Raw genomic sequence first — 23,805 nt, forward strand, 5'->3', positions numbered from 1 at the left:
TTAATCTTCTCGTCGTAACTGTCTGATAAACGGCGAACTCCATGATCGCCACCCGTCAGATCGGCCTTGTCCAGGCCAGCTTCGCGCTCGCTTTGCCGCACGTCGATGCGGTCGCCGCCGACTTCTACGCGCGATTGTTCGTCCTGGCGCCCGAGACACGCGGCCTGTTTCGCGGCAACATGGGCGAGCAGGGCCGCAAGCTGTTCCTGACGCTGGCGATGGTGGTCGACGCGCTCGATGCGATCGAGACGATCCTGCCCGCCGCGGAGGCGCTGGCGGTGCGCCACGTCGGCTACGGCGCGCGCGATCATCATTACGCCATTGTCGGCACCGCGCTGCTCGACGCGCTGGCACAGACGCTCGGCCCCAATTTCGACGGCGACACGCGCGAGGCGTGGGCGGCGGCCTATGCGACCCTGTCCGACCACATGCGCGCGGCCGCCGCGCGCGCCGTGCCGCACCAGGCAGCGGCATGAGCGCGCTGCCGTGCCTCGGCCCCAACGATGAGCCACCCCCGCTCGCTCAGCCAGGCAACCCGACGGGCAATCCGCTCGGTACCGCAGCCGAGCGCGCGATGCTCCAGGCCGAGGCGCACGTGCATGTCGCGCGCGCCACGACGATGCTGCGCCGCGCCCGCGCGCTGGTCGCGGCGGACCGCGCCCACCGCATCGCCTTGCTCACACGGCAGCGCGAGCGATTGTTCGCCGACCTCGCGCATTTTCAGCGCTTCAAGCACACGCGCATCTTCGATCCCGTCGTTCGCCACGGCTCCGCTTCCGCCAAGGTCGTCGCGCGCACCATGAAGGTCGATTGTTTCCACCTGGGCGAGACGGTCGCTTCCTATCACGCGCGCTGGCGCTACCTCGACCGCGCCGAATGGGCGAGCTACCGTGCCGACATGCTCGCCACCGCCGACCTGCTCCACGCCCGCATGCAGGCCGAACTGCGCGCGATCGACCAATTGCTGACGATCTCGCACTTCTACGCGCCGCGCGCTTGAGCAGCGAAGCGCTCCGACGCCTATTCGTGCAGACGCGCAGCGCCGCTACCCGCCTCTGTGGCGCGTCCCGCCGGCAACCGCTGTCTTTCGCAGGTCTCTTGATTGCCGTCTGTGGCACCATCGCTGCCGCGCCCGTACCGGACCGACACCAGTGGAAGGCGGTGCGCAACGCGACCTTCGGCCACTCGGCTTGCTATCCGGCCGATCTGTTCCGACCCGTGGGCGTGTCGCTGAACGTCGGGGGGCAGGATTACGTCGGCCGCGGCGGCGCGCGGTTACGCATCTCAGGGTTGGCGAACCGATACAACGACAGCCTGGCGGTCACCGCGCAGCAGACGATCTCCAACAGCTTCGCTTTCAGGCGTACCGTTACCTACAAGGTCATCAAGCCCGACTGGGCGGTGCTGTCGGGTACCTTGCCCGACGGACGATCCTTCTACCAGCGGGTGATCCGCAAGGGGGGAGACTTCGCCTTTTTTCTCAGCTACCCGCGCAATCAATCGCCCACCTACGATCCGATCGTCGCCCGACTGGGACAATGCCTGCGCTGACCGCGTAGCGCTGGCCCGCTCATGCACCCTTCGGCGGGCCGAACACCGACCAGCCGGTGCGCGCCGCCAGCATCTCCAGCGCGTGGACGCCCTGGATCGAATTGCCGTTCTGGTCGAGGTTGCGCGACCACACCGCGATCGCTGCCACCTCGGGCGCGATCGCCAGGATGCCGCCGCCGACCCCGCTCTTCGCCGGCAGTCCGACACGCAGCGCGAAGTCGCCGGAGGCATCGTAATGGCCGCAGGTCATCATCAACGCCAGCAGGTGCCGCATCCGCATCGCGCGCGCGTCTGCCGTCTCCTCGCCCGACAGCTTCGTTCGCGCGAGAAACCGTCCCGCCCGCGCCAGTTCGGCGCAGTTGAGCGACACCGCGCATTGCTCCACGTACCGCCGCAGCACCAGATCGGGGTCGCCGTTCAGATTGCCGTGATGCTTCATGAAACTCAGCATCGCACGGTTGAGGTCGCCGCCGCTCACCTCGCTTTCCAGCACTTCCTGATCGAGCGGCACCTCGGCGCGCTCCAGTTGATGCGCGATCAGGTCCACCACCGCGCCGTGCTCGCCCGCGTCCGGCAGGTGTTCCCCGACCACGTCGACCGTCACCAGCGCGCCCGCGTTGACGAACGGGTTGCGCGGCACGCCGTCGTTGCGCTCCAGCTCGACGATCGAGTTGAACGGGTCGCCCGACGGCTCGCGCCCGACACGCTCGAACACGCGGTCGCCGATCGCGCACAATGCGACCTCAAGCGCGAACACCTTGGAAATGCTCTGGATCGGAAAACGCGTGCCCGTATCGCCGCCGCAGGTGACCGTGCCGTCGATCCCGACCACCGCGATGCCGAACGGTCCGGGCGCGGCATCGGGGTCCTTGGCATCGGCCTCGCGCTCCAGCTTGGCGGCATGATGCGTGATCTCGTCCGCGATGTCGCGCAGCAGCGCCGTCAGATCAGTCATGGTTTTCGTCCCCGTCGCATGTGCGGCAGCGAACGTACCCCGGACGTGATCGCTCCGAATCTGTAAGAAAGCGTGCGCGCGCGTTAACGGCTCCTTCGCCTGCAGCTAGTAGGTTTCACAGCCGAACCGATGGTTGATCTCGCCACCCTCTACACGCTGATTATCGGCACCTTGCTCGTCAGCGCGGGGCTGACCTTGTGGGAAGGCTTTGGTCGCTTCCGGCGAGCGCCGCTGCGCATCTGGGCGGTCGGCTGGACGACGCTCGCCTTGGGGTGCGGGATCGCGGTCGCGCGCACGCTGCTACCCGGCACCAGCGGCTGGGCGATCAGCAACATGGTCATCGTCAGCGGATACCTCTTGGTGTTGAACGGCGTCGCGGCGCTCGATCGTCGCCATTACGTCCGCACCTCGCTGCTGCTCGTCGCCGCGCTGGCGCTCGGCTGGGTGCTGGAGGACACCGGCTGGCGCGTCGCGTTCTGGCATTATGCCGCGGGCGTTCCGATCGTGGTGGCGAGCGCTCTGACCGCGTTCGAGCTACGCCGCAACCGGGTGCTGCTGGGCTTGCGCTCGCGCCCCGTCGCGATCGGCCTGTCGGCGATGCACGCGGCGCTCTACACCGCGCGCGTCCTGCTCCTGCCGCTGCTCGTCGCGCGCTACGGCGGCGACACGCTCGCGCTCGCGTCGAAGATCACGATGTACGAAGGCGTGCTCTACTCGGTCGCCATGCCGATGACGCTGGTCACGTTGGTGCGCGAGGAAGCGCAGCGCGACCTGCTCGCGGTGTCGCGCACCGACTTCCTCACCGGCCTCTCCAACCGGCAAGGCTTCTTCGAGGATGGCGCGCGGCTGCTCCGCGTCGCCGGCACCGGGCACGCGACGACGCTGCTCGCCTTCGACCTCGACCATTTCAAGGCGATCAACGACCAGCACGGCCACGCTGCGGGCGACCAGGTGCTGCGCTCGTTCGCGCAAGTGATCCGCGACGTCGCAGGGTCGGGCGCACTGCTCGCCCGGCTCGGCGGCGAGGAGTTTGCCGCGCTGCTGCCCATCACCGATCGTACAGCGGCCAAAATAGCGGGGGAGGCGATCATCGCGCGCCTCGCGGGCATGACCGATCACGGCGACGGCGTGCTGGTTCGCGCCACCGTCAGCATCGGGCTGGCGCAGCACGGCGCCGACGGCGACGATCTCGACGCGATGCTGTTCGCCGCCGACCGCGCGCTCTACGTCGCGAAAGCGCTCGGCCGCAATCGCCTGATCGCCGCCTCGCCCTTGTTCGATGGCGCAGGCAGCGAGGCACCCGCGCGTGCCCGCACGAACACTCGGCTCGTCGCCTAGGGCTTAACCTTCCGTCATCCCGGACTTGATCCGGGATCCCGCTGCTTTCGCGCGCGGAATGCACGTCCGCGGTGATGAACCAACGAGCGCCAAGCCGCTCGCAGAACGCGTCAGCCCGCCATCCTCATCGCGACGTCGTTCATGAACCGCACGTCGTCGCCCTTCGCCAGCCACTCCGCCTCACCCGCGACCGCGCCCAGCATGTCGGACAAGGCGTCGATCTCCGCCTTGGCGTAATTGCCCAGTACATAGCCGCTGACCCGGTCCTTGTGCCCTGGATGCCCGATCCCCAGCCGCACGCGGCGGAACTCCGGCCCCAGGTGGCTGTCGATCGAGCGCAGCCCGTTATGCCCCGCCAGCCCGCCGCCGACGCGCACCTTGACCTTCATCGGCGCCAGATCGAGCTCGTCGTGGAACACGGTCAGCGCGTCGGGCTCGAGCTTGTAGAAGCGCATCGCCTCGCCGACGCTGCGCCCGCTGTCGTTCATGAACGTCGCGGGCTTGAGCAGCATGACCTTGGCCCCGCCGACGCGACCTTCCTGTACCCAGCCCTGGAACTTCTTGGCCGGCGCGGCGAAGCCGTGCACCTCGGCGATCGCGTCCACGGCCATGAACCCGACATTGTGGCGATGCATCGCATATTGCGCGCCCGGATTGCCGAGCCCCACCCACAATTGCATCCTTCATCTCCGCGTATGGAACGGGGCCATAAACAAACGGGGCAGGGGGCATTTCCGCCCGCCTGCCCCGTAGAACATCGTCACCCGCGTGTGTCGCGGATGGGGGAGGGGATCAGCCCTCCGCCTTGTCCTCGCCCGCGTCGGTCGCGGTGTCGTCGCCCTCGACGGCGTCGGTCTCGACCGTCTCGCCGGCGGCCTCGGCCACCTCGGCGGCGATCGCCTCATCGGTCGTATCCGCGCCTTCCGCACGCAGCGCCGACGGAGCGACGATCGTCGCGACCGTGAAGTCGCGGTCCTCGATCGCGCTGGTCGCGCCGTTCGGCAGCGTCACGTCGCTGATGTGGATCGTGTCGCCCACGTCCTTGCCCGCGACCGACACGGTGATCTCGGTCGGGATCTCGGCGGCGTCGACCACCAGCTCCAGCTCGTGGCGCACGATGTTGAGCACCGCGCCCTTCTTCATGCCGGGCGAGTCTTCCTCGCCGGTGAACACGACCGGCACCGCGACGGTGACGCTGGTGTGCTCGCCCACGCGCAGGAAGTCGACGTGGACCGGACGGTCGGTGACCGGGTGAAACGCGACGTCCTTGGCCAGCGTACGCTGCCCGCCGACCATGATGACCGAGTTCATGAAGTGACCCGTCATCAATGCCTTGACCAGCGCCTTCTCCTCCAGGTGGATCGAGGTCGGTTCGCGGTTCTGGCCGTAGATCACGGCGGGGACGCGGCCTTCGCGACGCAGCGAACGGGAGGCTCCCTTGCCAACCCGATCACGCGTCTCGGCTGCGAGCGTAATGGTGTCGCTCATAGATATGCTCCGAAATTCGTGTGGATGCTTCCCGCCACGCCTCCAGGGATGACCATGGCCGGAAGCCGGCGCGCATAGCCGGGCGGGCGGCAAAAGGCAAGGTGGGGTGGGTTGTTCACTCACGCCCCCCCCCCCCCCCCCCCCCTTTGTCGGTCATCCCGGCGAAGGGGAGCTGCCCCTTACCCCCGTCATCCCGGCGAAGGCCGGGATCCATTCGGCCTTTGCGCGTCTGTCGAGAAGCGGATAACCACCCTCGCCTCAACCCCAGCGGCGTCGCCCCGCGCGAGCGGCCACGTCACCATGCCCCTCATCACCAGCCACCCGCGGCCAGTTGGATCCCGGCCTCCGCCGGGATGACGGCTGAGGAGGTGGTCACCACCACCCCACCACCCTCAATACTTCACCCGCACCGCGTCGAGCTTGTACCCCTTCAACTGCTCCTGCACGCTGTTCGCCCCCGCCAAGTGCCCGGCGCCCACTGCGATGAACACCGTGCCCGGCGTCCGCATCCGCTCCGCGATCCAGCCCGCCCATTGCTTGTTGCGGTCGGTCAGCAGCGCCTTCGCGACCTCCGGCGAATCCTTCAGCGACTTGTTCATCTCGCGCGCCAGCGCGTCGGGGTCGCCGCGCGACCAGTCGGCGACCATCTTGTCCATCGTCGCGTTGGCGGTCGGCAGCTCGTCGATCGTGCTTTCCAGCAGCTTCACCTGCGCTTGCCTCGACAACGAATCGAAGATGCCGAGCTGCCCCTCGAACGTTTCCAGCCCGACGACCGGCTTCCCCGCCGCCTTCGCCGCCGCCGACAACACGCCCTCGGGCCCGTTCGCCGCGCCGTAGCCCGATTTCTGCACCGGCAGCAGCGACAGCGTCACCGCCGCGAACCACGGCCGCATCTTCTCGTAGGTCGCCGCCGGCACCTTGCCCGCCGCCATCGTGCTCGTCAGCACGCCCCGATACTTCGCCGACACCTGTTGGGTCAGCGGCGGCTGATCGGGCGCGAACGCCTTCGCCAGCACGATCTTCTGCTCGGTCGCCTGGTCGGGCTCGACCATCTCGAGCACCAGCGTGTTCGACTTGTCGAACGCGGTCTTCACTGCCTCGTCGAACCACGTGAGCCCGGGTTTCAGCACGTGGATCGTCCCGAACAGGTAGATCGTCGTGTCCGCGTCCTTGACCACCCACAAAGCAGGGTCAGCGTCCTTCGCCGCAACCGCGGGGGCAGGCGCCTGCTTGGCGCACGCGGGCAGCGCGAGCAGCAGCGCGAAGGCGGAGGTCAGGGTCTTCATCACGGGGGTCATGCAAGCGGCCTTCGGGCAAGGGAAGCGCGGATATGCGGTGCGTCTATCCCACCCGCAACTGAACCGCCCCCGAACGGGACGCATCCCATCGCCTTGCCTCGCCCGCACGCTTGCGCCAGAGCACCGCGCGTCATGGACGACACGCACACCCCCACCACCGGCGGCACCCGACCGCTCTCGTTCCAGTCGATGATCCTGCGGCTCCACCAATATTGGTCGGAACGCGGCTGCCTCATCCTGCAACCATACGACATGGAGATGGGCGCGGGCACCTTTCACCCCGCCACCACGTTGCGCGCACTGGGGCCAGAGCCGTGGAACGCCGCCTTCGTGCAACCCTGCCGCCGCCCGACCGACGGGCGCTACGGCGAGAACCCGAACCGGCTCCAGCATTATTACCAATATCAGGTGATCCTGAAGCCGGGTCCGCCCGACCTGCAGGAACTCTACCTCGGCAGCCTGCTCGCGATCGGCGTCGACGTCTCCACCCACGACATCCGCTTCGTCGAGGACGATTGGGAATCGCCGACGCTCGGCGCCTGGGGCCTGGGCTGGGAGGTATGGTGCGACGGCATGGAGGTGACCCAATTCACCTATTTCCAACAGATGGGCGGTTTCGACTGCAAGCCGGTCGCGGGTGAGCTGACCTACGGGCTCGAACGCCTCGCCATGTACATCCAGGACGTCGACAACGTGTACGACCTGGCGTTCAACGATGCGGGCGTCTCTTACGGCGAGGTGTTCCTCGAGAACGAGCGCCAGATGTCGACCTGGAACTTCGAGGTCGCCGACACCGACGCTTTGTTCGACGCCTTCCGCAAGCACGTCGCCGAGTGCGAGAACTCGCTCGCCGCCAAGCTCCCGATCGCCGCCTACGAGCAGGCGATCAAGGCGAGCCACGTCTTCAACCTGCTGCAAGCGCGCGGCGTCATCTCGGTCGCCGAGCGTCAGGCGTACATGGGCCGCGTCCGCGATCTCGCGAAGGGCGCGTGCGCCGCGCAGATCGAGAAGATGACGCCGCAGTGGCAATCCCGTTTCCCGGAGTGGAGCCTGTGAACCCCGCCACCCAGAACGACTTCCTGCTCGAACTCCGCTCGGAGGAAATCCCCGCGCGGATGCAGGCAAAGGCACGCGAGGATCTGTCGCGCCTGTTCGCCGCCGAACTCGCCCGCGCCGGCCTCGCCGCCGCGGACATCGTCACCTACGCCACCCCGCGCCGCCTCGCCCTCATCGCGCGCAATCTGCCCGCGGCGACGCAGGCGGTCAGCGAGGAAGTGAAAGGCCCCAAGACCAGCGCCCCGCCACAGGCGCTCGACGGTTTCCTGCGCAAGACCGGCCTGGCCCGTGAGCAACTGACCGAGCGGAACGGCGTGTTCTTCGCGATCACCGAGAAGCCCGGCCGTGCCACCGCCGACGTGCTGGCGGATGCCATCCCCGCGATCATCCGCGCCTTCCCCTGGCCCAAGTCGATGCGCTGGGGCGATGCCTCTGCCTCTACCGAGTCCCTGCGCTGGGTCCGCCCGCTGCACGGCATCGTCGCGCTCTTCGGTGAGGACGTGGTGCCGGTCACCGTCGCGGGGATCGACAGCGGCGCGGTCACCTACGGCCACCGCTTCCACCATCCCGGCGCGATCACGATCGGCTCTGCCGCCGATTACGCCGACAAGCTGCGCATGTGCCACGTCATCGTCGACCAGGACGAGCGCGCCGCGACGATCCGCACCCGCGCCCAGGCACTCGCGGTGGACGCGGGGCTCGAACTCGTCCCCGACGAGGGGCTGGTGGCCGAGAACGCCGGCCTGACCGAATGGCCCGTGCCCTTGCTCGGCCGCTTCGACCCCGCATTCCTCGACGTGCCGCCTGAGGTCATCCAGCTCACCGCGCGCGTGAACCAGAAGTATTTCGTCTGCCGTGGCGCCGACGGCAAGCTCGCCAACGCCTTCATCTGCACCGCCAACATCGACGCGACGGATGGCGGCGCGAAGATCGTCGAGGGCAATCGCAAGGTCCTTGCCGCCCGCCTCTCCGACGCGCGCTTCTTCTACGACACCGACCTCAAGGTGCCGCTGGAGGACCAGGCGAAGAAGCTCGAGAAGATCGTCTTCCACGAGAAACTAGGCACCGTCGCCGACAAGGTAGACCGCGTCGCCAAACTGGCCCGCTGGCTGGTCGAAGAAGGCATTGTTGGGGGCGAGAAAGCCCTCTCCCTTGCGGGGAGTTCTGGGTCAACATCGCCCCGCGATGTTGAGATTGTGCCGGGGGCACAATCGACCCAGAACTGGTTGGGTGAGGGGCAGCCCGGAAGCGAAGCGCCCGCCTCAGCCCCTCACCCCAACCCTCTCCCCACAGGGGAGAGGGAGCAGGTCGAGCACCTCGCACACCTAGCCGAACGCGCCGCGCGCCTGTGCAAGGCCGACCTCGTCACCGGCATGGTCGGCGAGTTCCCCGAGCTACAGGGCCTGATGGGCGGCTATTACGCCGCCGCGCAAGGCGAGGACCCCCAGGTCGCCGAAGCGATCCGCGACCATTACAAACCGGTCGGGCAGGGCGACGACGTGCCGACCGCCCCGGTCACGGTGGCGGTGAGCTTGGCGGACAAGCTGGATACGCTCTACGCGTTCTTTCGAATCGCAGAGAAACCTAGTGGTTCTCGCGACCCTTTTGCTCTCCGTCGCGCTGCGCTCGCTGTTATCGCTCTTATCCTGGTAAACAAGCTGCGATTCTCTTTGCGCCGTACGTTCGAGTTCCAAGAGACAATCGCTTATCTACACCTTGCACCAGAAGTAGACATGCAGGGGCCTGATCTAACGAGCGAAGATGTCGAATTCTTCTTCGCCGACCGCCTCAAGGTCCAGCAACGCGAGGCCGGCGTCCGCCACGACCTGATTGACGCGGTGTTCGCGCTCGGCGGAGAGGACGATCTCGTCCGCCTGCTCGCCCGCGTCCGCGCGCTGCAATCGTTCGTGGGGACCGACGACGGCGCCAACCTGCTCGCCGGATACAAGCGCGCCGCCAACATCCTGAAAAAGGAAGGCGTCGACGCATCCGCGCCGGTCGGACACGAACCGCTGTCCTACACGCCCGAAAAGGACGAAGCCGCACTGATCGCCGCGCTCGACGCCGCCGAACCCGCCGCCGCCCGCGCGGTCGAGGCGGAGGATTTCGAGGCGGCGATGGCGGCGCTAGCTACGTTACGCGCACCGATCGATGCGTTCTTTGACACCGTCACCGTCAACGACCCCGACGCGGCCAAGCGCAGCGCGCGCCTGGCGCTCCTCGCCCGCGTCCGCGCCTCCGTCCACACCGTCGCCGACTTCTCGAAGATCGAGGGGTAAGACCCCTCTCCCCACCGGGGAGAGGGAGGGGCCCGCCCGGCACAGCCGGGTGGGAGGGTGAGGGGAGGCGGCTGCACGCCCCGCCTTGGTGTGACCTTCGCGTGACCTTCCGCCCCACGAACACTCACCACGCCCGAAGTGGAGCCGCGCGAAAAAACGCGTTTGAACCTCCACTTCCTCCACTTCGCAAGAATCTTACCGTCCCATGCTCCCGCAGCATCACCGCGTAACCCGCTGATCCACCATCCCTTCACCCGCTACACCCACCCAATCGCCCCGCCGCCACCCCACTGGCCATTGCCCCCATCCGGGCCTATGCCGCATTGCAACAACAAAGCATGCAGGAGACGATCAGGTGGCGAGCGCAGCGGGGAACGATCAGGTCCAATACGTCTACCGCTTCGGCGGCGGCACGGCGGAGGGTAAGGTCGACCAGAAGAACCTGCTCGGCGGAAAGGGCGCGAACCTCGCCGAAATGGCCTCGATCGGTCTGCCCGTCCCCCCCGGCTTCACGATCTCGACCGAGATGTGCACGCGCTACTACGAGGAAGGCGAACGCTTTCCGCAGTCGCTGCGCGACGAGGTCGCCGCCGGCATCGCGCACATCGAGGAAGTCACGGGCAAGAAGTTCGGCGACGCCGCCGATCCGCTGCTCGTCTCGGTCCGCTCGGGCGCGCGCGTCTCGATGCCCGGCATGATGGACACAGTTCTCAACCTCGGCCTCAATGACCAAACGGTGCAGGGGCTCGCCGCCGCCAGCGGTGACGCGCGCTTCGCCTGGGACAGCTACCGCCGCTTCATCCAGATGTACGCCGACGTGGTGCTCGAACTCGACCACGGCGCGTTCGAGGAAGCGCTGGAGATCGCCAAGGAAGACCGTGGCTACACGCTCGACACCGAACTCAGCGCCGACGACCTGCGCGCGCTGGTCGACGAGTATAAGGGCCTCGTCGAGCAGCAATGGGGCAAGCCGTTCCCGCAAGACGAGCACGACCAGCTCTGGGGCGCGGTCGGCGCCGTGTTCGGCTCGTGGCAGTCGGACCGCGCCAAGGTCTATCGCCGCCTGAACGACATCCCCGCCGACTGGGGCACCGCGGTCAACGTCCAGGCGATGGTGTTCGGCAACATGGGGGACACCAGCGCCACCGGCGTCGCCTTCACCCGCGATCCGTCGAAGGGCGACCGCGCCTATTACGGCGAGTTCCTGATCAATGCGCAGGGCGAGGACGTCGTCGCCGGCATCCGCACGCCCCAGTACCTGACCAAGGCCGCCCGCGAGGAGGCAGGTGCGAAGCCTGCCTCGATGGAAGAAGCCTTGCCCGAGGTCTACACCGAGCTGGCGGGCGTGTTCGACCAGCTCGAGACGCACTACCGCGACATGCAGGACATCGAGTTCACGGTGCAGCAGGGCAAGCTCTGGATGCTCCAGACCCGCTCGGGCAAGCGCACCGCCAAGGCCGCGCTCAAGATCGCGGTCGACATGGCGAACGAGGGGCTGATCACCCGTGAGGAAGCGGTCGCGCGCGTCGACCCGCAGGCGCTCGACCAGTTGCTCCACCCGACGCTCGACCCGCAAGCCAAGCGCGACGTGCTGACCAAGGGGCTCCCCGCTTCGCCGGGTGCGGCCTCGGGTGAAGCCGTGTTCGACGCCGACACCGCCGAGCGTCACGCGGGCGAGGGCAAGTCGGTGATCCTGATCCGCACCGAAACCTCGCCCGAAGACATCCACGGGATGCACGCGGCGAAGGGCATCCTGACCGCGCGCGGCGGGATGACCAGCCACGCCGCCGTCGTCGCGCGCGGCATGGGCCGCCCCTGCGTCTCGGGCGCAGGCTCGATCTCGATCGACGCGAAGGCAAAGGTGATGCGCGTCGCCGGCCGCGAGGTGCGCGAAGGCGACACGGTCACGATCGACGGCTCGACCGGCGAGGTGATGGCGGGCGCGGTCGCGACGATCCAGCCCGAGCTCGCCGGCGACTTCGGCACGCTGATGGAATGGGCCGACGAGGTCCGCCGCCTCAAGGTCCGCGCCAATGCCGAGACGCCCGCCGACTGCCAGGTCGCGCGCGACTTCGGTGCCGAAGGCGTCGGGCTGTGCCGCACCGAGCACATGTTCTTCGAGGCCAGCCGCATCACCGCGGTGCGCCAGATGATTTTGGCCGAGGACGAAGCCGGCCGCCGCGCCGCACTCGACCGCCTGCTGCCCGAACAGCGCAGCGACTTTGCCGCGATCTTCGAGGTGATGGCGGGGCTGCCGGTCACCGTCCGCCTGCTCGATCCCCCCTTGCACGAATTCCTGCCGCACGAGGAAGCCGAATTTGCCGAGGTCGCGTCCGCCGCAGGCATCGCGGTTGACCAGCTCAAGCGCCGTGCCGCCGAGTTGCACGAGTTCAACCCGATGCTCGGCCACCGCGGCTGCCGCCTGGGCGTGACCTACCCCGAAATCTACGAGACGCAGGCGCGCGCGATCTTCGAGGCCGCGATCGACGTGGCGGAGAAGTCGGGTGAGGCACCGATCCCCGAGGTAATGATCCCGCTGGTCGCCACCAAGCGCGAGCTCGACCTGATGAAGGCGGTGGTGGATGCCGCGGCCAAGGCCGTCTTTGCCGAGCGCCGGCGCGAGATCACGTATCTCGTCGGCACGATGATCGAATTGCCGCGCGCCGCGCTGAAGGCAGGCGAGATCGCCGAGACGGGCGAGTTCTTCTCCTTCGGCACCAACGACCTCACGCAGACGACGCTGGGCGTCAGCCGCGACGACGCCGCGCGTTTTCTGGGCGCGTATGTCGAGAAGGGCATCTACGCCAAGGACCCGTTCGTCAGCCTAGATGTCGAGGGCGTCGGCGAGTTGGTTCGCCTAGCGGCCGAGCGCGGTCGTGCGACGCGCGGCGACATCAAGCTCGGCATTTGCGGCGAGCACGGCGGCGATCCCGCCTCGATCGCCTTCTGCGAGGAAGTCGGGCTCGATTACGTCAGCGCCTCGCCCTACCGCGTGCCGATCGCGCGACTGGCCGCGGCGCAGGCGGCGCTCAAGACGCGCTGACGACGAAGGCCGCCCGGGCGCAGATGCCCGGGCGGCCTTGGGTCACCATCGTTGGCGGTGGATCAGAGCGGGCGGTGACCGTCGTCGCGGAATGCCGGCTCGGCGCGCGACGCCGCACCCGGCGCGATCGGCGCATGGCTAACCGGTGCCGCGCTCGCCAGCCGCGCATTGTCGCGCTCCAGTTCGGCGACGCGCGCTTCCAGCGCCTTGCGTGTCTCGGTGTGGCCGTTGCGCTCGTCGGCGTAGCGCTGCTTCCACTTCTTGCCGCCCGGATGGCTCGCCAACCCGAACAGCCATCCCGCGATCAACGCGACGACTAGCGCGATATATTGCGTGGTGGTGGTGAACAGCATCTCGTCCCTCCTGTTACGCTTCCATAACGAGGCGTGCGGGGCGCTGTTCCCTGCAACGGTCGCGCGGAGGGCGTCAGCCCCCCGGACCGTTGCCGGAGAAAGCGTCGCTGATCGAGCAGGCGGCCGGTCCCAGAATGACCACGAACAGCACCGGCAGGATGAACAGGATCAGCGGCACCGTCATGATCGCGGGCAAGCGCGCCGCTTTCTCCTCCGCGCGCATCATGCGCTCGTTGCGGAACTCGGCCGAGAGCACGCGCAGCGCGCTGGCGAGCGGGGTGCCGTATTTCTCGGTCTGGATCATCGTGGTGACCACGCCCTTGACCGCATCGAGCGCGACGCGCGTGGACAAATTCTCGAACGCCTGACGACGGTCGGTCAGAAAGCCCAATTCGATCGCGGTCAGCGCGAACTCCTCGCCCAACTCGGGATAGGCCTTGCCCAATTCCTTCGCCACGCGGTGGAACGCGGCGTCGACGGTCAGACCGGCCTCGGCGCAGATCACCAGGAGGTCGAGCGCGTCTGGCAGGCCCTTGCGGATCGCGTCCGACCGTTTGGTGATCAGGTTCTTCAGGTAGATGTCGGGCGCTTTGTAGGAGAGGATCAGCGTTCCCGCGACCAGGCCATAGCGTTTGATCGGCCCCCATTCAGGGAACGCGTCGAGCCCGTACACCCACAGCGCCATCAACCCGCCGATCACGATCGGCAGCATCAGCCGACCGAAGATGACCGCGATCGCCCAGTCCTTCTTGCGAATGCCGGCCTGAAGCAGCTTGATCTGCGCGGCCTTGAGCTGCTCGTCCTGCAACATCTTGAAGCTGGACAGCAGGTCGCGCACGCGGTCGGCGGTCTCGTTCTTGTGGACCAGCTTGGCGCGACGCTTGGAGGTCGAGGCGGTGATCCCCGCCTTCAACTGCTCGCGGCGATCGTTGAGCGCCTTGACGCGCTTCGCCATCGGATCGCGCACGCTGAGCGCGGCGTAGATGGCGAGCACGACGGCGGCGGCGGCGACGCCCGACAGCAGGGTCGCGACCCAGACCACGTCGACGCCCAGCAGGGTAGGGCCGTTGGCGACGTTCATATCTCGAAACTCACCATCTTGGCCATAATGAAGGCACCGATGCTCATCCAAAGCAGCCCGCCGCCACCCGCGACCATCAAGCGTTGATCGACGAAGAAATTCTGCATGTACGTGCCGTTGATCGTCCAGATCAGCACGAACACGATGAACGGCAGCGAACCGACGATATAGGCCGACGCCTTCGATTCCGACGACATCGCGCGGATCTTCAGCTTCATCTGCATGCGCTGGCGCAGCACGGTGGCGAGGTTCTGCAGCGTTTCCGCCAGATTGCCGCCCGTCTCGCGCTGGATCGCGATGGTGATGACGAAGAACTGGAACTCGGGCGTGCCGAGACGATCGGCGGTTTCCTGCAACGCCACGTCCATCGAGCGACCGATCTTCATCTTGTCGCTGACCGAACGGAACTCCTCACCCACGGGGCCGTCGACCTCGGCGCCCACCACCGACATTGTCTCGGTGATCGGCAGGCCCGAACGAAGACCGCGGACGAGCAGTTCGATGGCGTCGGGGAACTTGGCGTTGAACTTGGCGACGCGCTTCTTGATCACCTTGCCGACCACGAGATGCGGCAGGCCCGCGCCGACGCCCAGTGCCAGGAACAGCGCCAGCAGCAGCGGAAACCCGCGCAGCAGCAGCAGCAGCGTCAGTCCGACCGCCAGCCCCAATGACACGGTGCCGTACTGACCCACGGTCCAGCTCTTGCCGGTCATGTTGAGCCGTTTCTGCAACTCGGCCGGGTTGGGCAGCAGCCGCAGTGCGGCCCTGTCGACCTTGGTCTGGCTGCGCCCGGTGATGCGGCGCATCTGCGCTTCCATCGCACCTTCGGCCGAGGTCGAATGACGCTCGCGCAGCGCGGTCAACCGGCGGTTGCTCGCCTTCTGCGCCGACGGACCGGCTAAGGCGAACAGGATCATGCCCAGCGTCACCGCCGCGCCGATCGCGATCATCGTCACTGGCAGCATGGTTCGCCCTTCACCGTTTCCGTTCCCGTCCGTCGCCTCAGTTCGCCGTGCCCTTGGCGGGCTTGCTCTTGGAGGACGCGCTCTTCTTGATACCGTCCTTCTTGGCGACCAGACCCTTCAGGTTGGTGAACTTGCCCAGCAGCGACCCGCCCTTGGCCTGCTTGCCCGTGGCGACGGCGTCATCATCGGTGACCGCGAGCAGGGCGGCGAGTTCGAGCAACGGCTGTACCGTCTTCGATGCCTTGCCCGCTTCGGCGAACGGCTTGCCGAGCTTCGCGGCCTGCGCCGCCAGTTTCTGGTCAAACGGGATGAGCACGTCGATCTTGCGCTCGATCGAGCCCTCGAAATCCTTGCGCGTGATCTCCAGCGTGGTGCCCGGATGGACGCGATTGGCGACCACGGTTACCTGCATCTGCGGCGCGTTGCTGCGGATCCACGACAGCAGCCGGATCGTGTCGCGCGCGGCGGCGAGCGTCAGCTCGGTCACGATCACCGCGCTGTTCACGTCGTTGACGAGATGTGGGTGCTGCACCAGCATCATGCGCGGCAGGTCGACCACCGTGCACTCGAACGCGCCGCGCATCTCCTCCTGCAATTGGTAGAAAGCGGCGCCGTCGGTCATCACCGGCTGGCTGATCGGCGCCTCGGCGGAGAGCACCGACAGGTTCTCCGACGCTTTCACCATGGCGCGCTCGATGAACAAACCGTCGATCCGGCTCGGATTCTCGATCGCGTCGGTCAAACCGCGGCCCGGCTCCAGGTCGAGCGCCAGCGCGCCGGTGCCGAAATGCACGTCGAGGTCGAGCAGCGCGGTGGAGCGCTTCTCCTTGTCACTCAGCAGCCAGGCGAGCGAGGTCGCGATCGTCGACGCGCCCGAACCGCCGCGCGTGCCGATCACCGCGATCGCGCAATGCGGGCGCGCGCTCGTGGCGTCGGTCACCTTGGGCGCGTTGATGATCGCCTGCGCCTGCGCGAACGCGTCGCGCAACATGTCGGCGGAGAAGGGCTTGAGCAGGTAATCGTGGATGCCCGATGCCAGCAGGTCGCGGTAGAGCCGCACGTCGTTGACCTGGCCCGCGGCGATCACGACCGTGCCGGGTTCGCACACTTCGGCCAGGCCGTTGATGTCGCCCAACGGGTCGCCCGATTCCGACAGGTCGACGAACAGCACGTGCGGGCTGGTCGACACCGACAGCGTTTGCACCGCATTGCGCAGACCGCCCTTGTGGACGTTGTCCGACGGCCAGCCCATCTCGGACGCGATCGGACGAATCGCGTCGGCGGACGCATCGTCGCTCGCGAAAGCGAGGAACGGGGTGCGATTGGCGAGGCCGCCTGGCTTCCAGGGCGCGTTCACTTCTTCTCTCCGGTCGAATCCGCCTGGTTCTTGACCCAGGTGCCGCCGTTGCCGGTCGGCACCGCCGCGCGCATCGTGTTGATCGCGCGCGATCCGGTCGCCGCATCATAGTCGCCGCTGCCCGGCGCGCCGCGAACGAGATCGGTCGGGTTCGCGACCATGGCGGCGAGATTGGTGTTGGTCGCGCAGCCGTAGTTCGATCCGGTATGCGCGTTGAAGTTGGGATCGTTCATCCGCGACCAGTCGGCGCAGCCGGGCACCGAGGCGTGCGCGCGGCTGACGACGATGCGGATCGTGCGCGGTGCGACCGGCGATCCGGTGACCGGGGCTTCTTCCGACAACAACAAGCCGTAGCGCGCGGCGATCTGCGCCACGTCGCCGCGCGTCGCGCGGTCGGCGCCGTAAGGATCGTCGAGCGCGATCGTGTCGCCGTAGCCGATGCGCAGCGTGTCCATCCAACCGATCACGCGTCGCGCCTCGTCGGGGCCGATGCCGGCGGGGCCGGTCTGCACGTCCAGCGCGTAATCGGCGCGGGCGACGACGGGTTGATGCACCGATTCGAGGCCGCGATTGGGCGTGCCGCATCCGGCAAGCAACGTCGCACCCGCGATGGCGGCAGCGAGGAGGGGGCGCGTGGTCATGGGGTTGGTCCCTTTCTGGCGCATCAGTTGATCGAGAAGCCGGGCGCCGGGGCGGCACCCTTGCGATCGGCGGATTTGGCTGCCTTGCGGTCGGCCGCCTCGCGAGGAGGCGCGGCGGGGGCGGGCAGCGGCTGCGGCATCGGCTGGTTCGGGCGCGGCGCGGCGGCGGCACCGATCGCGGGCGCGGGCGCGGGGCCGACCTGCATCGTCGGCTTCGGCCGCTGCGCGCCGCTCTGCCCGTCGGTCAACTGACCCAGCAGCACGCGTTGCAGGTCGGTCGGTGCCTTGTAGCCGTCGGTCGGCAGCGCGATGTCGTTGCCGTTGACCGGCTTCACCAGATACGGCGTGATGATGATGACCAGCTCGGTCTCGCTGCGCTGGAACGCGTTGGAGCGGAACAGCGCGCCGAGCACGGGCACGTCGCCGATGCCGGGGGTTTTGTCGAACGTGTTGTTGTGGCTGTTCGCCATCAGCCCGGCGATCATGAAGCTCTGACCCGAACCCAGCTCCACCGTCGTCTCGGCACGACGCGTAGTGAGCGCGGGCACCCGCGTGCCGCCGAACGGCACCGCGTTCGAGTAATCGAGCTGCGACACCTCGGGCCGGACGCGCAGCGAGATGCGCCCGTCCGACATGACGGTGGGGGTATAAGCAAGGCTGACGCCGAACTGCTTGTACTCGATCGTCACCGCGCCGAGCCCTTGCGAGATCGGGATCGGGATCTCGCCGCCCGCTAGGAACGTGCCCGTCTCACCCGACAAAGCGGTCAGATTTGGATTGGCGAGCGAGGTCACCTGGCCGTTCTGCTCGCCCAGGTCGAGGGCAGACAGCACGTCGAGCCCGAGCAGCTTGCCCGCGAAGCCGAGCGTCGAGCGGATGTCTTCGGGCTTGCCGCCGAAATTGTACGCGCTGCCCGAATTGGGGAGCACGAACTGCCCGGTCGCTGGGTTGAACGGCAGCTGCACCGTGCCGGTCGGCAGGCCGTAGCGCGACGACGCATCCACCAGCGGGAAGCTTGAGGTGTTGAAGTTGGTGATCGTGTTGCCGGCGCGGCCCGAGGTGATGCCGAACAGGAAGCCGCCGGTGGTGTCGCGGGTGATCAGGTTGTTGCCGATGTTCTTCAGGAAGCTGCGGTTTACTTCCGCGAACTTGACCTGCAGATTGACCTGCAACGGCGTCGCGGTGCGCAGGCGGCTGAGCACCTTGGTGTTCTCGCCGACGAACGCGGCGACCAGCTTCTCCGCCTCGGCGCCGTCCTCGGGGCCGCGCACGGTGCCGGTCAGCAGCACGAGGCCGTTCATCGGCGTCGCGGTGATCTGCGCGTCCGGCATGGCCAGGTTGAGCATCGATTGCAGCGAGTCGAAATTGTTGCCGACGCGGACGGTCGCGGCATAGACCACCGCGCCGCCCTTGGCGGTCGCCGACACCGTCGTCTCGCCCGGCTTCTTGCCGAACACGTAGAGCTGGGTCGGCGAGCGGACCTGGACGTCGGCGATCTCCGGATTGGCGACGAACAGGTCGCTCATCGGACGCGACAGCGTGATCAATCGGCCGCGGTTGGTCGACACCTGCACGGTGGTGGATGCGGCAGACACGGAGCCTGCCTGCGCGGCGACCGGGGTGGGTGTGGCGGCCGTCGCCAGCGCGAGCGCCAGGGACCAGCCGAGCGGCGTGGACGAGAAACGCATGGCTTACTTCCCCCCGACCGGAATTTCGGTCACGTTGTTGCCGCGGGCGATCCGGACGACCGGCCCTGTCGGCGCGGACGCCGCTGCCGGCGCGCTCCCCCCGAATGATGGTGCGGTCATCGGCGCAGCGGCGGCGGGTGCCGCCGCCATCGCCCCGGCGTTCGCCTTGCCGGGCACCGAGCGACGCTGGAACCGCGAGATGTCGGCGCCGGTCATGAAGCTGCCGACCCCCGATTGCGGCGTGTTCGACGCGCGCGCGAGCATCGCCTTCTCGTCGCGACCATCGCCCACGCTGACCTGACCCGAGGCGATCGCCTCCTCCAACTGCCCGGCGGTGTCGGCGATCGAGCGCAGCGACAGCGATAGGTTGCCCAGCGTCTGCGCGAGCTCGATCTGCTCGGCGATGCGCGGCGTCGCCTCCACGGTCACCGTGGAGAAGGTCTTCACCACCGTGTTGCCCTTGTCGTCCTTCTGGTCGCTGGTGCTCTGGTCGGTGGCGAGCACGCGCAGGTTGCGGATCACCGTTTCGCTGGTCTTGAGCGGGGGGCCATCGCCGCCGCCCTCGACCGACTGCGTCAGGATCAGGTCGATATGATCGCCCGGAAACACGAAGCCCGCGACCGATGTCTGTGCCGACACCGGCACCGTCACCGCGCGCATCCCCGCACCCAGCGCGGCGGCCAGGAAGCCGCGATCGCCCGGCGTCACCAGCGCACCCTGCGTCACCGGCTGTCCTGCGGTGATCGGCAGGCGCACCACCGTGCCGATCAGCTTGGCCAGATCGGTGCCGTCCTTCTTGTAATAGGCGTTTTCGACCAGTTCGGCGGGCCAGGGCTGAAACTTCAGCGCGGTCGCGTCCAGGATCGTGCCGACCGGCAGCGCGCGCGTCGCCACCAGCACCTCGGGCCCGGTCGGAACCGGTGCCGCGATCGGAATCGCTTCCGCGGTCGGCGCCGCGCTGCCCGCCATCAGCGTGCGTGCCATGAAGGCGGTGATCGCGGCCACGAACAGCGCGCCGATCAGCAGAACCACCTTGCGAGTGTCCATTATTCCCCTAGCCCCTTTGATCCCGGCACGAAAACCGGAACGGCCGATTCTTCGACCCTCATGATCACGTAAATTGGTTAACGAGCGGTTCGCGGAGCGCGAGCAGCCCGGCAAAGGCGATCGCTACGCCGTACGGGATCTCGATCGGCCCTTCGCGGCGCAGCAGTCGGTGATCGAGCACGAACGCCAGCGTCAGCGCACCACCCGCCAGCGACATCACGACCAGCATGTTCATCACGTTCAACGGCGCGAGCCACAGCGCGAGCGCGCCGATCAGCTTCACGTCGCCGCCGCCCATCTGCCCCAGCGCGAACGCCCCGCAGAACAGCGCGAACGCGACCAGCGCGACGCCGAACTGCACCGCCATCATCGGCCAGGGATCAAGCCCGACCGCGAACCACCAGAGCGGTGCCAGCAGCGCAATCGCCGCGTTCTTCCAATTGGCGATCTCGCGCCGGCGCGCGTCCTCGACGCCCGCCGACACCAGCAGCAGCCCCAGACACGCGGGCAATGCCCAGACGAGAATACCCCAACCCATGCAACAGGCGGGTAGACGATATGCCTTAGGAAACCGTAACCATGCCCGCGATGACCCGTTTCGCCGCCCATCGTCGTGCCTTGCCAGCGGACGCGCGCGTGTCGACGTGGCACGCCGCCGACGGATGGCCGATCCGCCGGTTCGACTGGCCGGCGGTGACACCGCGCGGTGCGATCCTGTTCCAGACCGGACGCGGCGACGTGTTCGAGAAGTATCTGGAAAGCTTCGCGCACTGGCACGACGCCGGCTGGTCGGTCAGCGCGTTCGATTGGCGCGGGCAGGGCGGCTCGGGGCGGCTGTCCGCCGACCGCAACGTCGGCCACGCCGACGATTTCGCGCCGTGGATCGCCGACCTCGCCGACTTCTGGCGTGGCTGGGCCGCGGAGCATGACGGTCCGCGCGTCGTGATCGGTCACTCGATGGGCGGGTTCCTGGTGCTGCGCGCGCTGGTCGACCGCGTGATCGCGGCGGATGCGGCGGTGCTGGTCGCACCGATGCTGGGCCTGCGCTCACCGGTGGGCGCGCGGGTTGGCGGCTGGCTCGCCGCGCTGATGCGGCGCGCGGGCGACCCGGCGCGCGCAGCGTGGAAGGGACATGAGCGGCCTGGCGCGCGCGACCGCCGCCTGCTGCTCACCGCCGACCATGATCGCTATGCCGACGAGGGCTGGTGGTATCAGCAATCGCCCGAACTGAAACTCGGTCCGCCGAGCTGGGCGTGGCTGGCGGAGGCGTTCGCCGCGACCGACCGGCTGCGCCGCGACCCTGCGCTGGCGCGGATGATGGTGCCGACGCCGATGCTGCTCGCCGACCGCGACGCGCTGGTCGACTCGGCCGCCGCCGCCGCGATCGGTGCGCAACTGCCCGATGCCGAGGTCGTGCGCTTCGGTGCAGAGGCCGCGCACGAGCTGCTGCGCGAGGCCGATCCGGTACGCGACCGGGCACTCGCGGCGATCGACAGATTCCTCGACGAGCGGTTGGAGCGGTGAACTACGACATCGCGATCGTCGGCGCTGGGATCGCCGGAGCGAGCCTGGCCGCCGTGATCGGTGACCGGGCGCGCGTGCTGTTGCTCGAGGCGGAGGACCAGCCCGGTTACCACGCCACCGGGCGATCGGCGGCGTTCTGGTCGGAAACTTACGGCGGGCCCGCAATCCAGCCGCTCACGACCGCCTCGGGCGCGGCACTCCGCAGAGGCGGCTATCTCGAAGCGCTCGGCTCGCTGCACATCGGCCGCGACGAGGACGAGCGTGCGATCGACGCCTTTCTCGCCGAGTTCGCGAACACGCCGGTCGTGCTGGAGCGGGTCGATCCCGCGGCGCTGGTGCCGGGCCTCAGGCCAGCGTGGCGCCACGGCGTGATGGAGGCGTCGTGCGCCTATATCGACGTCGGCAAGCTCCACGCCGATCGGCTGGCGGCGGCTCGGCGCGGCGGCGCGGTGGTCGAGACGCGCGCCGAACTTGCTAGTGCCGAGCACGCGGGTGGACGGTGGCGGATCGCCACGCGCGACGGCCGCTCGTTCACTGCCGCGGTGCTGGTCGACGCTGCCGGCGCCTGGGCCGACGCGGTGGCCCAGGTGGCAGGCGTGCGCCCGATCGGCATCCAGGCATATCGCCGCACGATGGTGCAATTGCGCACCGATCCGCCCGCGCCGGCCGAGCTGCCGCACGTCGCCGACATCGCCGGTCGCTTCTACTTCAAGCCTGAGGCAGGCGGGCGGCTGTGGCTGAGCCCGCACGACGAAACGCCGGTCGATCCGCACGACGTGGCGCCCGAGGAGATCGACGTCGCGACCGCAATCGACCGCTTCGAGGGCGTGGTCGACTGGCAGGTCGCGAAGATCGAGCGGACCTGGGCGGGCTTGCGCTCCTTCGCGCCCGATCGCGCGCCGGTGTACGGGTTCGATGCCGAGGTCCCAGGCTTCTTCTGGTTCGCAGGCCAGGGCGGCTTCGGCATCCAGACCGCGCCCGCCGCCGCGCAGATCGGTGCGGCACTACTGGTCGGCGGCGATATGCCCGCGGGCGTCGACCCGGAACGCTACGCCGCGACGCGCTTCGCGCACTGACGCGTCGTCGTGCCGGCTCGCGCACACCGGCGCTTCTATTCCCTCGTCACCCCGGACTTGATCCAGGGTCCCGCTTTAACCTTGCCAGCCACTGGAGCAGATACTGAACAGGTCAAGGTTAGGGTAGTGAAGCTCAATCGAACCGCTCGATAGCCGCTCCGCATTGCCCAACTCACGCCTGTTCTCGCTCGGTGAGCAGCGCCGTCTTCGGCCGCGCACGCATCGCGACCACCAGCACGCCGAGCAGCGCGAGCGCGGCCCCCGCGATCATGCGGCCATCCAGGTGGTCGCCTGTCAGCGCGACGCCGAACGCGATCGTCGCCAGCGGCGTCATCAGCGTCAGTGGGGCGAGCAGGTTCGCCTCGTAACGGCGGATCAGCGCATAATAACTGGTGTGCGCGACAACCGACACGACGAGTGCGGCGAACAGCACCGCGGCGACGAACGGCCAGCCGATCGCGATCGCGCTCGTCCATTGCCCGCGCTCGAACAGCGCCGATCCGATCGCCAGCGGCAGGCACGAGACGAGGCCGACCCACGCCTGGAACCTGAGCGGCGCGACGTCCTCGACCTGCTTCATCATGACGGCACCCAGCGATCCTGCGAACGCCGCGCCGACGATGAACCACAGTCCCGCCGACAATGCGACGCCATTGGGGTTCCACACCACCAGCACCACGCCCGCGAGCGTCAGCGCAATGCCGATTCCGCGGCGTAGGTGGATGCGCTCGCCGAGCAGCACGATCGACAGCAGCGTTGTGAACGGCACGCCGATCTGGATCACGATCGCGGCGGAAGAGGGCGAGGCGGTCTGCAACCCGATGAACAGCAATGCGAAATTACCCGCGCCCATCAGCAGCCCGATCGTCGCCACGCGCAGCCGCGGGCGCGGCATCGGCCACAGCCACGGCAAGGTCGCGAGCACCACCACCGCGAAGCGGATCGCGGCGAAGAACAGCGGCGGCACGTGCCACTGACCCACCACGATCTTGCTGAGCACGTTGCTATAGCCCCAGGCGAGGCAGACCAGCAGCAGGATCAGGAAGTCGCGTGCGCGCATCGGTT

At 68.1% G+C, this 23,805-nt stretch carries 22 protein-coding genes; 9 read left to right on the forward strand and 13 right to left on the reverse strand.

The window, feature by feature from the left end:
* The first annotated feature begins 41 nt into the window (after window positions 1-41).
* The 3 genes from HRV97_RS00645 to HRV97_RS00655 are packed head-to-tail and all read left to right on the forward strand — an operon-like array spanning window position 42 to window position 1,551.
* The gene (locus HRV97_RS00645; RefSeq protein WP_223176534.1) at window positions 42-476 is read left to right on the forward strand and encodes a globin domain-containing protein; all 435 of its coding nucleotides are present in this window, start codon (window positions 42-44) and stop codon (window positions 474-476) included.
* Window positions 473-1,000: a hypothetical protein gene (locus tag HRV97_RS00650; RefSeq protein WP_174191780.1), complete on the forward strand. Its 528-nt coding sequence runs from the start codon at window positions 473-475 to the stop codon at window positions 998-1,000. Before HRV97_RS00645 ends, HRV97_RS00650 begins: the two co-directional genes overlap by 4 nt.
* The gene (locus HRV97_RS00655) at window positions 997-1,551 is read left to right on the forward strand and encodes a hypothetical protein (protein ID WP_174191781.1); all 555 of its coding nucleotides are present in this window, start codon (window positions 997-999) and stop codon (window positions 1,549-1,551) included. Before HRV97_RS00650 ends, HRV97_RS00655 begins: the two co-directional genes overlap by 4 nt.
* Before the next feature lie 19 nt (window positions 1,552-1,570).
* Here HRV97_RS00655 and glsA read toward each other — a convergent pair whose 3' ends face one another.
* On the reverse strand, window positions 1,571-2,506 hold the full coding sequence (glsA, locus tag HRV97_RS00660; protein WP_174191782.1) for a glutaminase A: 936 nt from the start codon (window positions 2,504-2,506) through the stop codon (window positions 1,571-1,573).
* A gap of 129 nt (window positions 2,507-2,635) precedes the next feature.
* Here glsA and HRV97_RS00665 point away from each other — a divergent pair, with 129 nt between their 5' ends.
* Window positions 2,636-3,844: a GGDEF domain-containing protein gene (locus HRV97_RS00665; RefSeq protein ID WP_174191783.1), complete on the forward strand. Its 1,209-nt coding sequence runs from the start codon at window positions 2,636-2,638 to the stop codon at window positions 3,842-3,844.
* A gap of 110 nt (window positions 3,845-3,954) precedes the next feature.
* On the opposite strand, the gene pth is transcribed toward HRV97_RS00665, so the two are convergent.
* The 3 genes from pth to HRV97_RS00680 form a co-directional block, all read right to left on the reverse strand.
* Entirely contained in the window at window positions 3,955-4,524 is a 570-nt protein-coding gene (pth, locus tag HRV97_RS00670) for an aminoacyl-tRNA hydrolase (protein WP_174191784.1), read from the reverse strand.
* A 112-nt stretch (window positions 4,525-4,636) separates the two neighbouring features.
* On the reverse strand, window positions 4,637-5,332 hold the full coding sequence (locus HRV97_RS00675) for a 50S ribosomal protein L25/general stress protein Ctc (RefSeq protein WP_174191785.1): 696 nt from the start codon (window positions 5,330-5,332) through the stop codon (window positions 4,637-4,639).
* Window positions 5,333-5,724: 392 nt separating this feature from the next.
* Window positions 5,725-6,630, reverse strand: a complete 906-nt coding sequence (locus HRV97_RS00680) for a TraB/GumN family protein (protein ID WP_174191786.1) — start codon at window positions 6,628-6,630, stop codon at window positions 5,725-5,727.
* Window positions 6,631-6,762: 132 nt separating this feature from the next.
* On the opposite strand from HRV97_RS00680, the gene HRV97_RS00685 reads away from it, so the two are divergent.
* From HRV97_RS00685 to ppdK, 3 genes are all read left to right on the forward strand, one after another.
* Window positions 6,763-7,686 (forward strand): glycine--tRNA ligase subunit alpha, encoded by a 924-nt coding sequence (locus tag HRV97_RS00685; protein WP_174191787.1) that lies wholly within the window; start codon window positions 6,763-6,765, stop codon window positions 7,684-7,686.
* A 59-nt stretch (window positions 7,687-7,745) separates the two neighbouring features.
* Window positions 7,746-9,965 carry a glycine--tRNA ligase subunit beta gene (gene glyS / locus HRV97_RS00690; RefSeq protein ID WP_246248523.1) on the forward strand — a complete coding sequence of 740 codons (2,220 nt, stop codon included), beginning with the start codon at window positions 7,746-7,748 and terminating at the stop codon, window positions 9,963-9,965.
* Between the two features lie 355 nt (window positions 9,966-10,320).
* Window positions 10,321-13,008 carry a pyruvate, phosphate dikinase gene (ppdK, locus tag HRV97_RS00695; RefSeq protein WP_174191788.1) on the forward strand — a complete coding sequence of 896 codons (2,688 nt, stop codon included), beginning with the start codon at window positions 10,321-10,323 and terminating at the stop codon, window positions 13,006-13,008.
* A gap of 62 nt (window positions 13,009-13,070) precedes the next feature.
* Here ppdK and HRV97_RS00700 read toward each other — a convergent pair whose 3' ends face one another.
* The 8 genes from HRV97_RS00700 to HRV97_RS00735 all read right to left on the reverse strand — a co-directional run bounded on the left by HRV97_RS00700 (window position 13,071) and on the right by HRV97_RS00735 (window position 20,678).
* The gene (locus HRV97_RS00700; RefSeq protein ID WP_174191789.1) at window positions 13,071-13,361 is read right to left on the reverse strand and encodes a hypothetical protein; all 291 of its coding nucleotides are present in this window, start codon (window positions 13,359-13,361) and stop codon (window positions 13,071-13,073) included.
* Between the two features lie 73 nt (window positions 13,362-13,434).
* Window positions 13,435-14,442, reverse strand: a complete 1,008-nt coding sequence (locus HRV97_RS00705) for a type II secretion system F family protein (RefSeq protein ID WP_174191790.1) — start codon at window positions 14,440-14,442, stop codon at window positions 13,435-13,437.
* Window positions 14,439-15,407 carry a type II secretion system F family protein gene (locus HRV97_RS00710; RefSeq protein WP_174191791.1) on the reverse strand — a complete coding sequence of 323 codons (969 nt, stop codon included), beginning with the start codon at window positions 15,405-15,407 and terminating at the stop codon, window positions 14,439-14,441. The genes HRV97_RS00705 and HRV97_RS00710 overlap by 4 nt, the downstream gene beginning before the upstream one ends.
* Window positions 15,408-15,444: 37 nt before the next feature.
* Window positions 15,445-16,764 carry a nucleotide-binding protein gene (locus HRV97_RS00715; protein WP_174191792.1) on the reverse strand — a complete coding sequence of 440 codons (1,320 nt, stop codon included), beginning with the start codon at window positions 16,762-16,764 and terminating at the stop codon, window positions 15,445-15,447.
* Complete coding sequence (locus HRV97_RS00720; protein WP_174191793.1) at window positions 16,761-17,405, reverse strand: CpaD family pilus assembly protein; 645 nt, start codon at window positions 17,403-17,405, stop codon at window positions 16,761-16,763. The genes HRV97_RS00715 and HRV97_RS00720 overlap by 4 nt, the downstream gene beginning before the upstream one ends.
* Window positions 17,406-17,428: 23 nt before the next feature.
* Window positions 17,429-19,093, reverse strand: a complete 1,665-nt coding sequence (locus tag HRV97_RS00725) for a type II and III secretion system protein family protein (protein WP_174191794.1) — start codon at window positions 19,091-19,093, stop codon at window positions 17,429-17,431.
* Between the two features lie 3 nt (window positions 19,094-19,096).
* Window positions 19,097-20,140: a Flp pilus assembly protein CpaB gene (gene cpaB, locus HRV97_RS00730; RefSeq protein WP_174191795.1), complete on the reverse strand. Its 1,044-nt coding sequence runs from the start codon at window positions 20,138-20,140 to the stop codon at window positions 19,097-19,099.
* 64 nt (window positions 20,141-20,204) lie between these two features.
* Entirely contained in the window at window positions 20,205-20,678 is a 474-nt protein-coding gene (locus HRV97_RS00735; protein ID WP_174191796.1) for an A24 family peptidase, read from the reverse strand.
* A 50-nt stretch (window positions 20,679-20,728) separates the two neighbouring features.
* Here HRV97_RS00735 and HRV97_RS00740 point away from each other — a divergent pair, with 50 nt between their 5' ends.
* Window positions 20,729-21,664, forward strand: coding sequence for an alpha/beta fold hydrolase (locus tag HRV97_RS00740; protein WP_174192559.1), 936 nt, complete (start codon window positions 20,729-20,731; stop codon window positions 21,662-21,664).
* The gene (locus HRV97_RS00745; RefSeq protein WP_174191797.1) at window positions 21,661-22,740 is read left to right on the forward strand and encodes an FAD-dependent oxidoreductase; all 1,080 of its coding nucleotides are present in this window, start codon (window positions 21,661-21,663) and stop codon (window positions 22,738-22,740) included. The genes HRV97_RS00740 and HRV97_RS00745 overlap by 4 nt, the downstream gene beginning before the upstream one ends.
* Window positions 22,741-22,912: 172 nt before the next feature.
* Here the strand turns inward: HRV97_RS00745 and HRV97_RS00750 are convergent, their stop codons facing one another.
* Entirely contained in the window at window positions 22,913-23,800 is an 888-nt protein-coding gene (locus HRV97_RS00750) for a DMT family transporter (RefSeq protein ID WP_174191798.1), read from the reverse strand.
* Between the last annotated feature and the right edge of the window lie 5 nt (window positions 23,801-23,805).

This window comes from Sphingomonas hominis (genome assembly GCF_013328205.1).
GTDB classification, from domain to species: Bacteria; Pseudomonadota; Alphaproteobacteria; order Sphingomonadales; family Sphingomonadaceae; genus Sphingomonas; species Sphingomonas hominis.

Excerpts from the sequence above, each read along its gene's own strand:
- HRV97_RS00685 (WP_174191787.1), top strand. The coding sequence starts at position 6,763 with ATGGACGACACGCACACCCCCACCACCGGCGGCACCCGACCGCTCTCG.
- HRV97_RS00650 (WP_174191780.1), top strand. The coding sequence starts at position 473 with ATGAGCGCGCTGCCGTGCCTCGGCCCCAACGATGAGCCACCCCCGCTC.
- glyS (WP_246248523.1), top strand. The coding sequence starts at position 7,746 with ATGCAGGCAAAGGCACGCGAGGATCTGTCGCGCCTGTTCGCCGCCGAA.
- cpaB (WP_174191795.1), bottom strand. The coding sequence starts at position 20,140 with ATGGACACTCGCAAGGTGGTTCTGCTGATCGGCGCGCTGTTCGTGGCC.
- pth (WP_174191784.1), bottom strand. The coding sequence starts at position 4,524 with ATGCAATTGTGGGTGGGGCTCGGCAATCCGGGCGCGCAATATGCGATG.
- HRV97_RS00700 (WP_174191789.1), bottom strand. The coding sequence starts at position 13,361 with ATGCTGTTCACCACCACCACGCAATATATCGCGCTAGTCGTCGCGTTG.
- HRV97_RS00740 (WP_174192559.1), top strand. The coding sequence starts at position 20,729 with ATGACCCGTTTCGCCGCCCATCGTCGTGCCTTGCCAGCGGACGCGCGC.
- glsA (WP_174191782.1), bottom strand. The coding sequence starts at position 2,506 with ATGACTGATCTGACGGCGCTGCTGCGCGACATCGCGGACGAGATCACG.
- HRV97_RS00710 (WP_174191791.1), bottom strand. The coding sequence starts at position 15,407 with ATGCTGCCAGTGACGATGATCGCGATCGGCGCGGCGGTGACGCTGGGC.
- HRV97_RS00705 (WP_174191790.1), bottom strand. The coding sequence starts at position 14,442 with ATGAACGTCGCCAACGGCCCTACCCTGCTGGGCGTCGACGTGGTCTGG.
- HRV97_RS00720 (WP_174191793.1), bottom strand. The coding sequence starts at position 17,405 with ATGACCACGCGCCCCCTCCTCGCTGCCGCCATCGCGGGTGCGACGTTG.
- HRV97_RS00645 (WP_223176534.1), top strand. The coding sequence starts at position 42 with ATGATCGCCACCCGTCAGATCGGCCTTGTCCAGGCCAGCTTCGCGCTC.
- HRV97_RS00725 (WP_174191794.1), bottom strand. The coding sequence starts at position 19,093 with ATGCGTTTCTCGTCCACGCCGCTCGGCTGGTCCCTGGCGCTCGCGCTG.
- HRV97_RS00675 (WP_174191785.1), bottom strand. The coding sequence starts at position 5,332 with ATGAGCGACACCATTACGCTCGCAGCCGAGACGCGTGATCGGGTTGGC.
- HRV97_RS00735 (WP_174191796.1), bottom strand. The coding sequence starts at position 20,678 with ATGGGTTGGGGTATTCTCGTCTGGGCATTGCCCGCGTGTCTGGGGCTG.
- HRV97_RS00665 (WP_174191783.1), top strand. The coding sequence starts at position 2,636 with ATGGTTGATCTCGCCACCCTCTACACGCTGATTATCGGCACCTTGCTC.
- HRV97_RS00680 (WP_174191786.1), bottom strand. The coding sequence starts at position 6,630 with ATGACCCCCGTGATGAAGACCCTGACCTCCGCCTTCGCGCTGCTGCTC.
- HRV97_RS00750 (WP_174191798.1), bottom strand. The coding sequence starts at position 23,800 with ATGCGCGCACGCGACTTCCTGATCCTGCTGCTGGTCTGCCTCGCCTGG.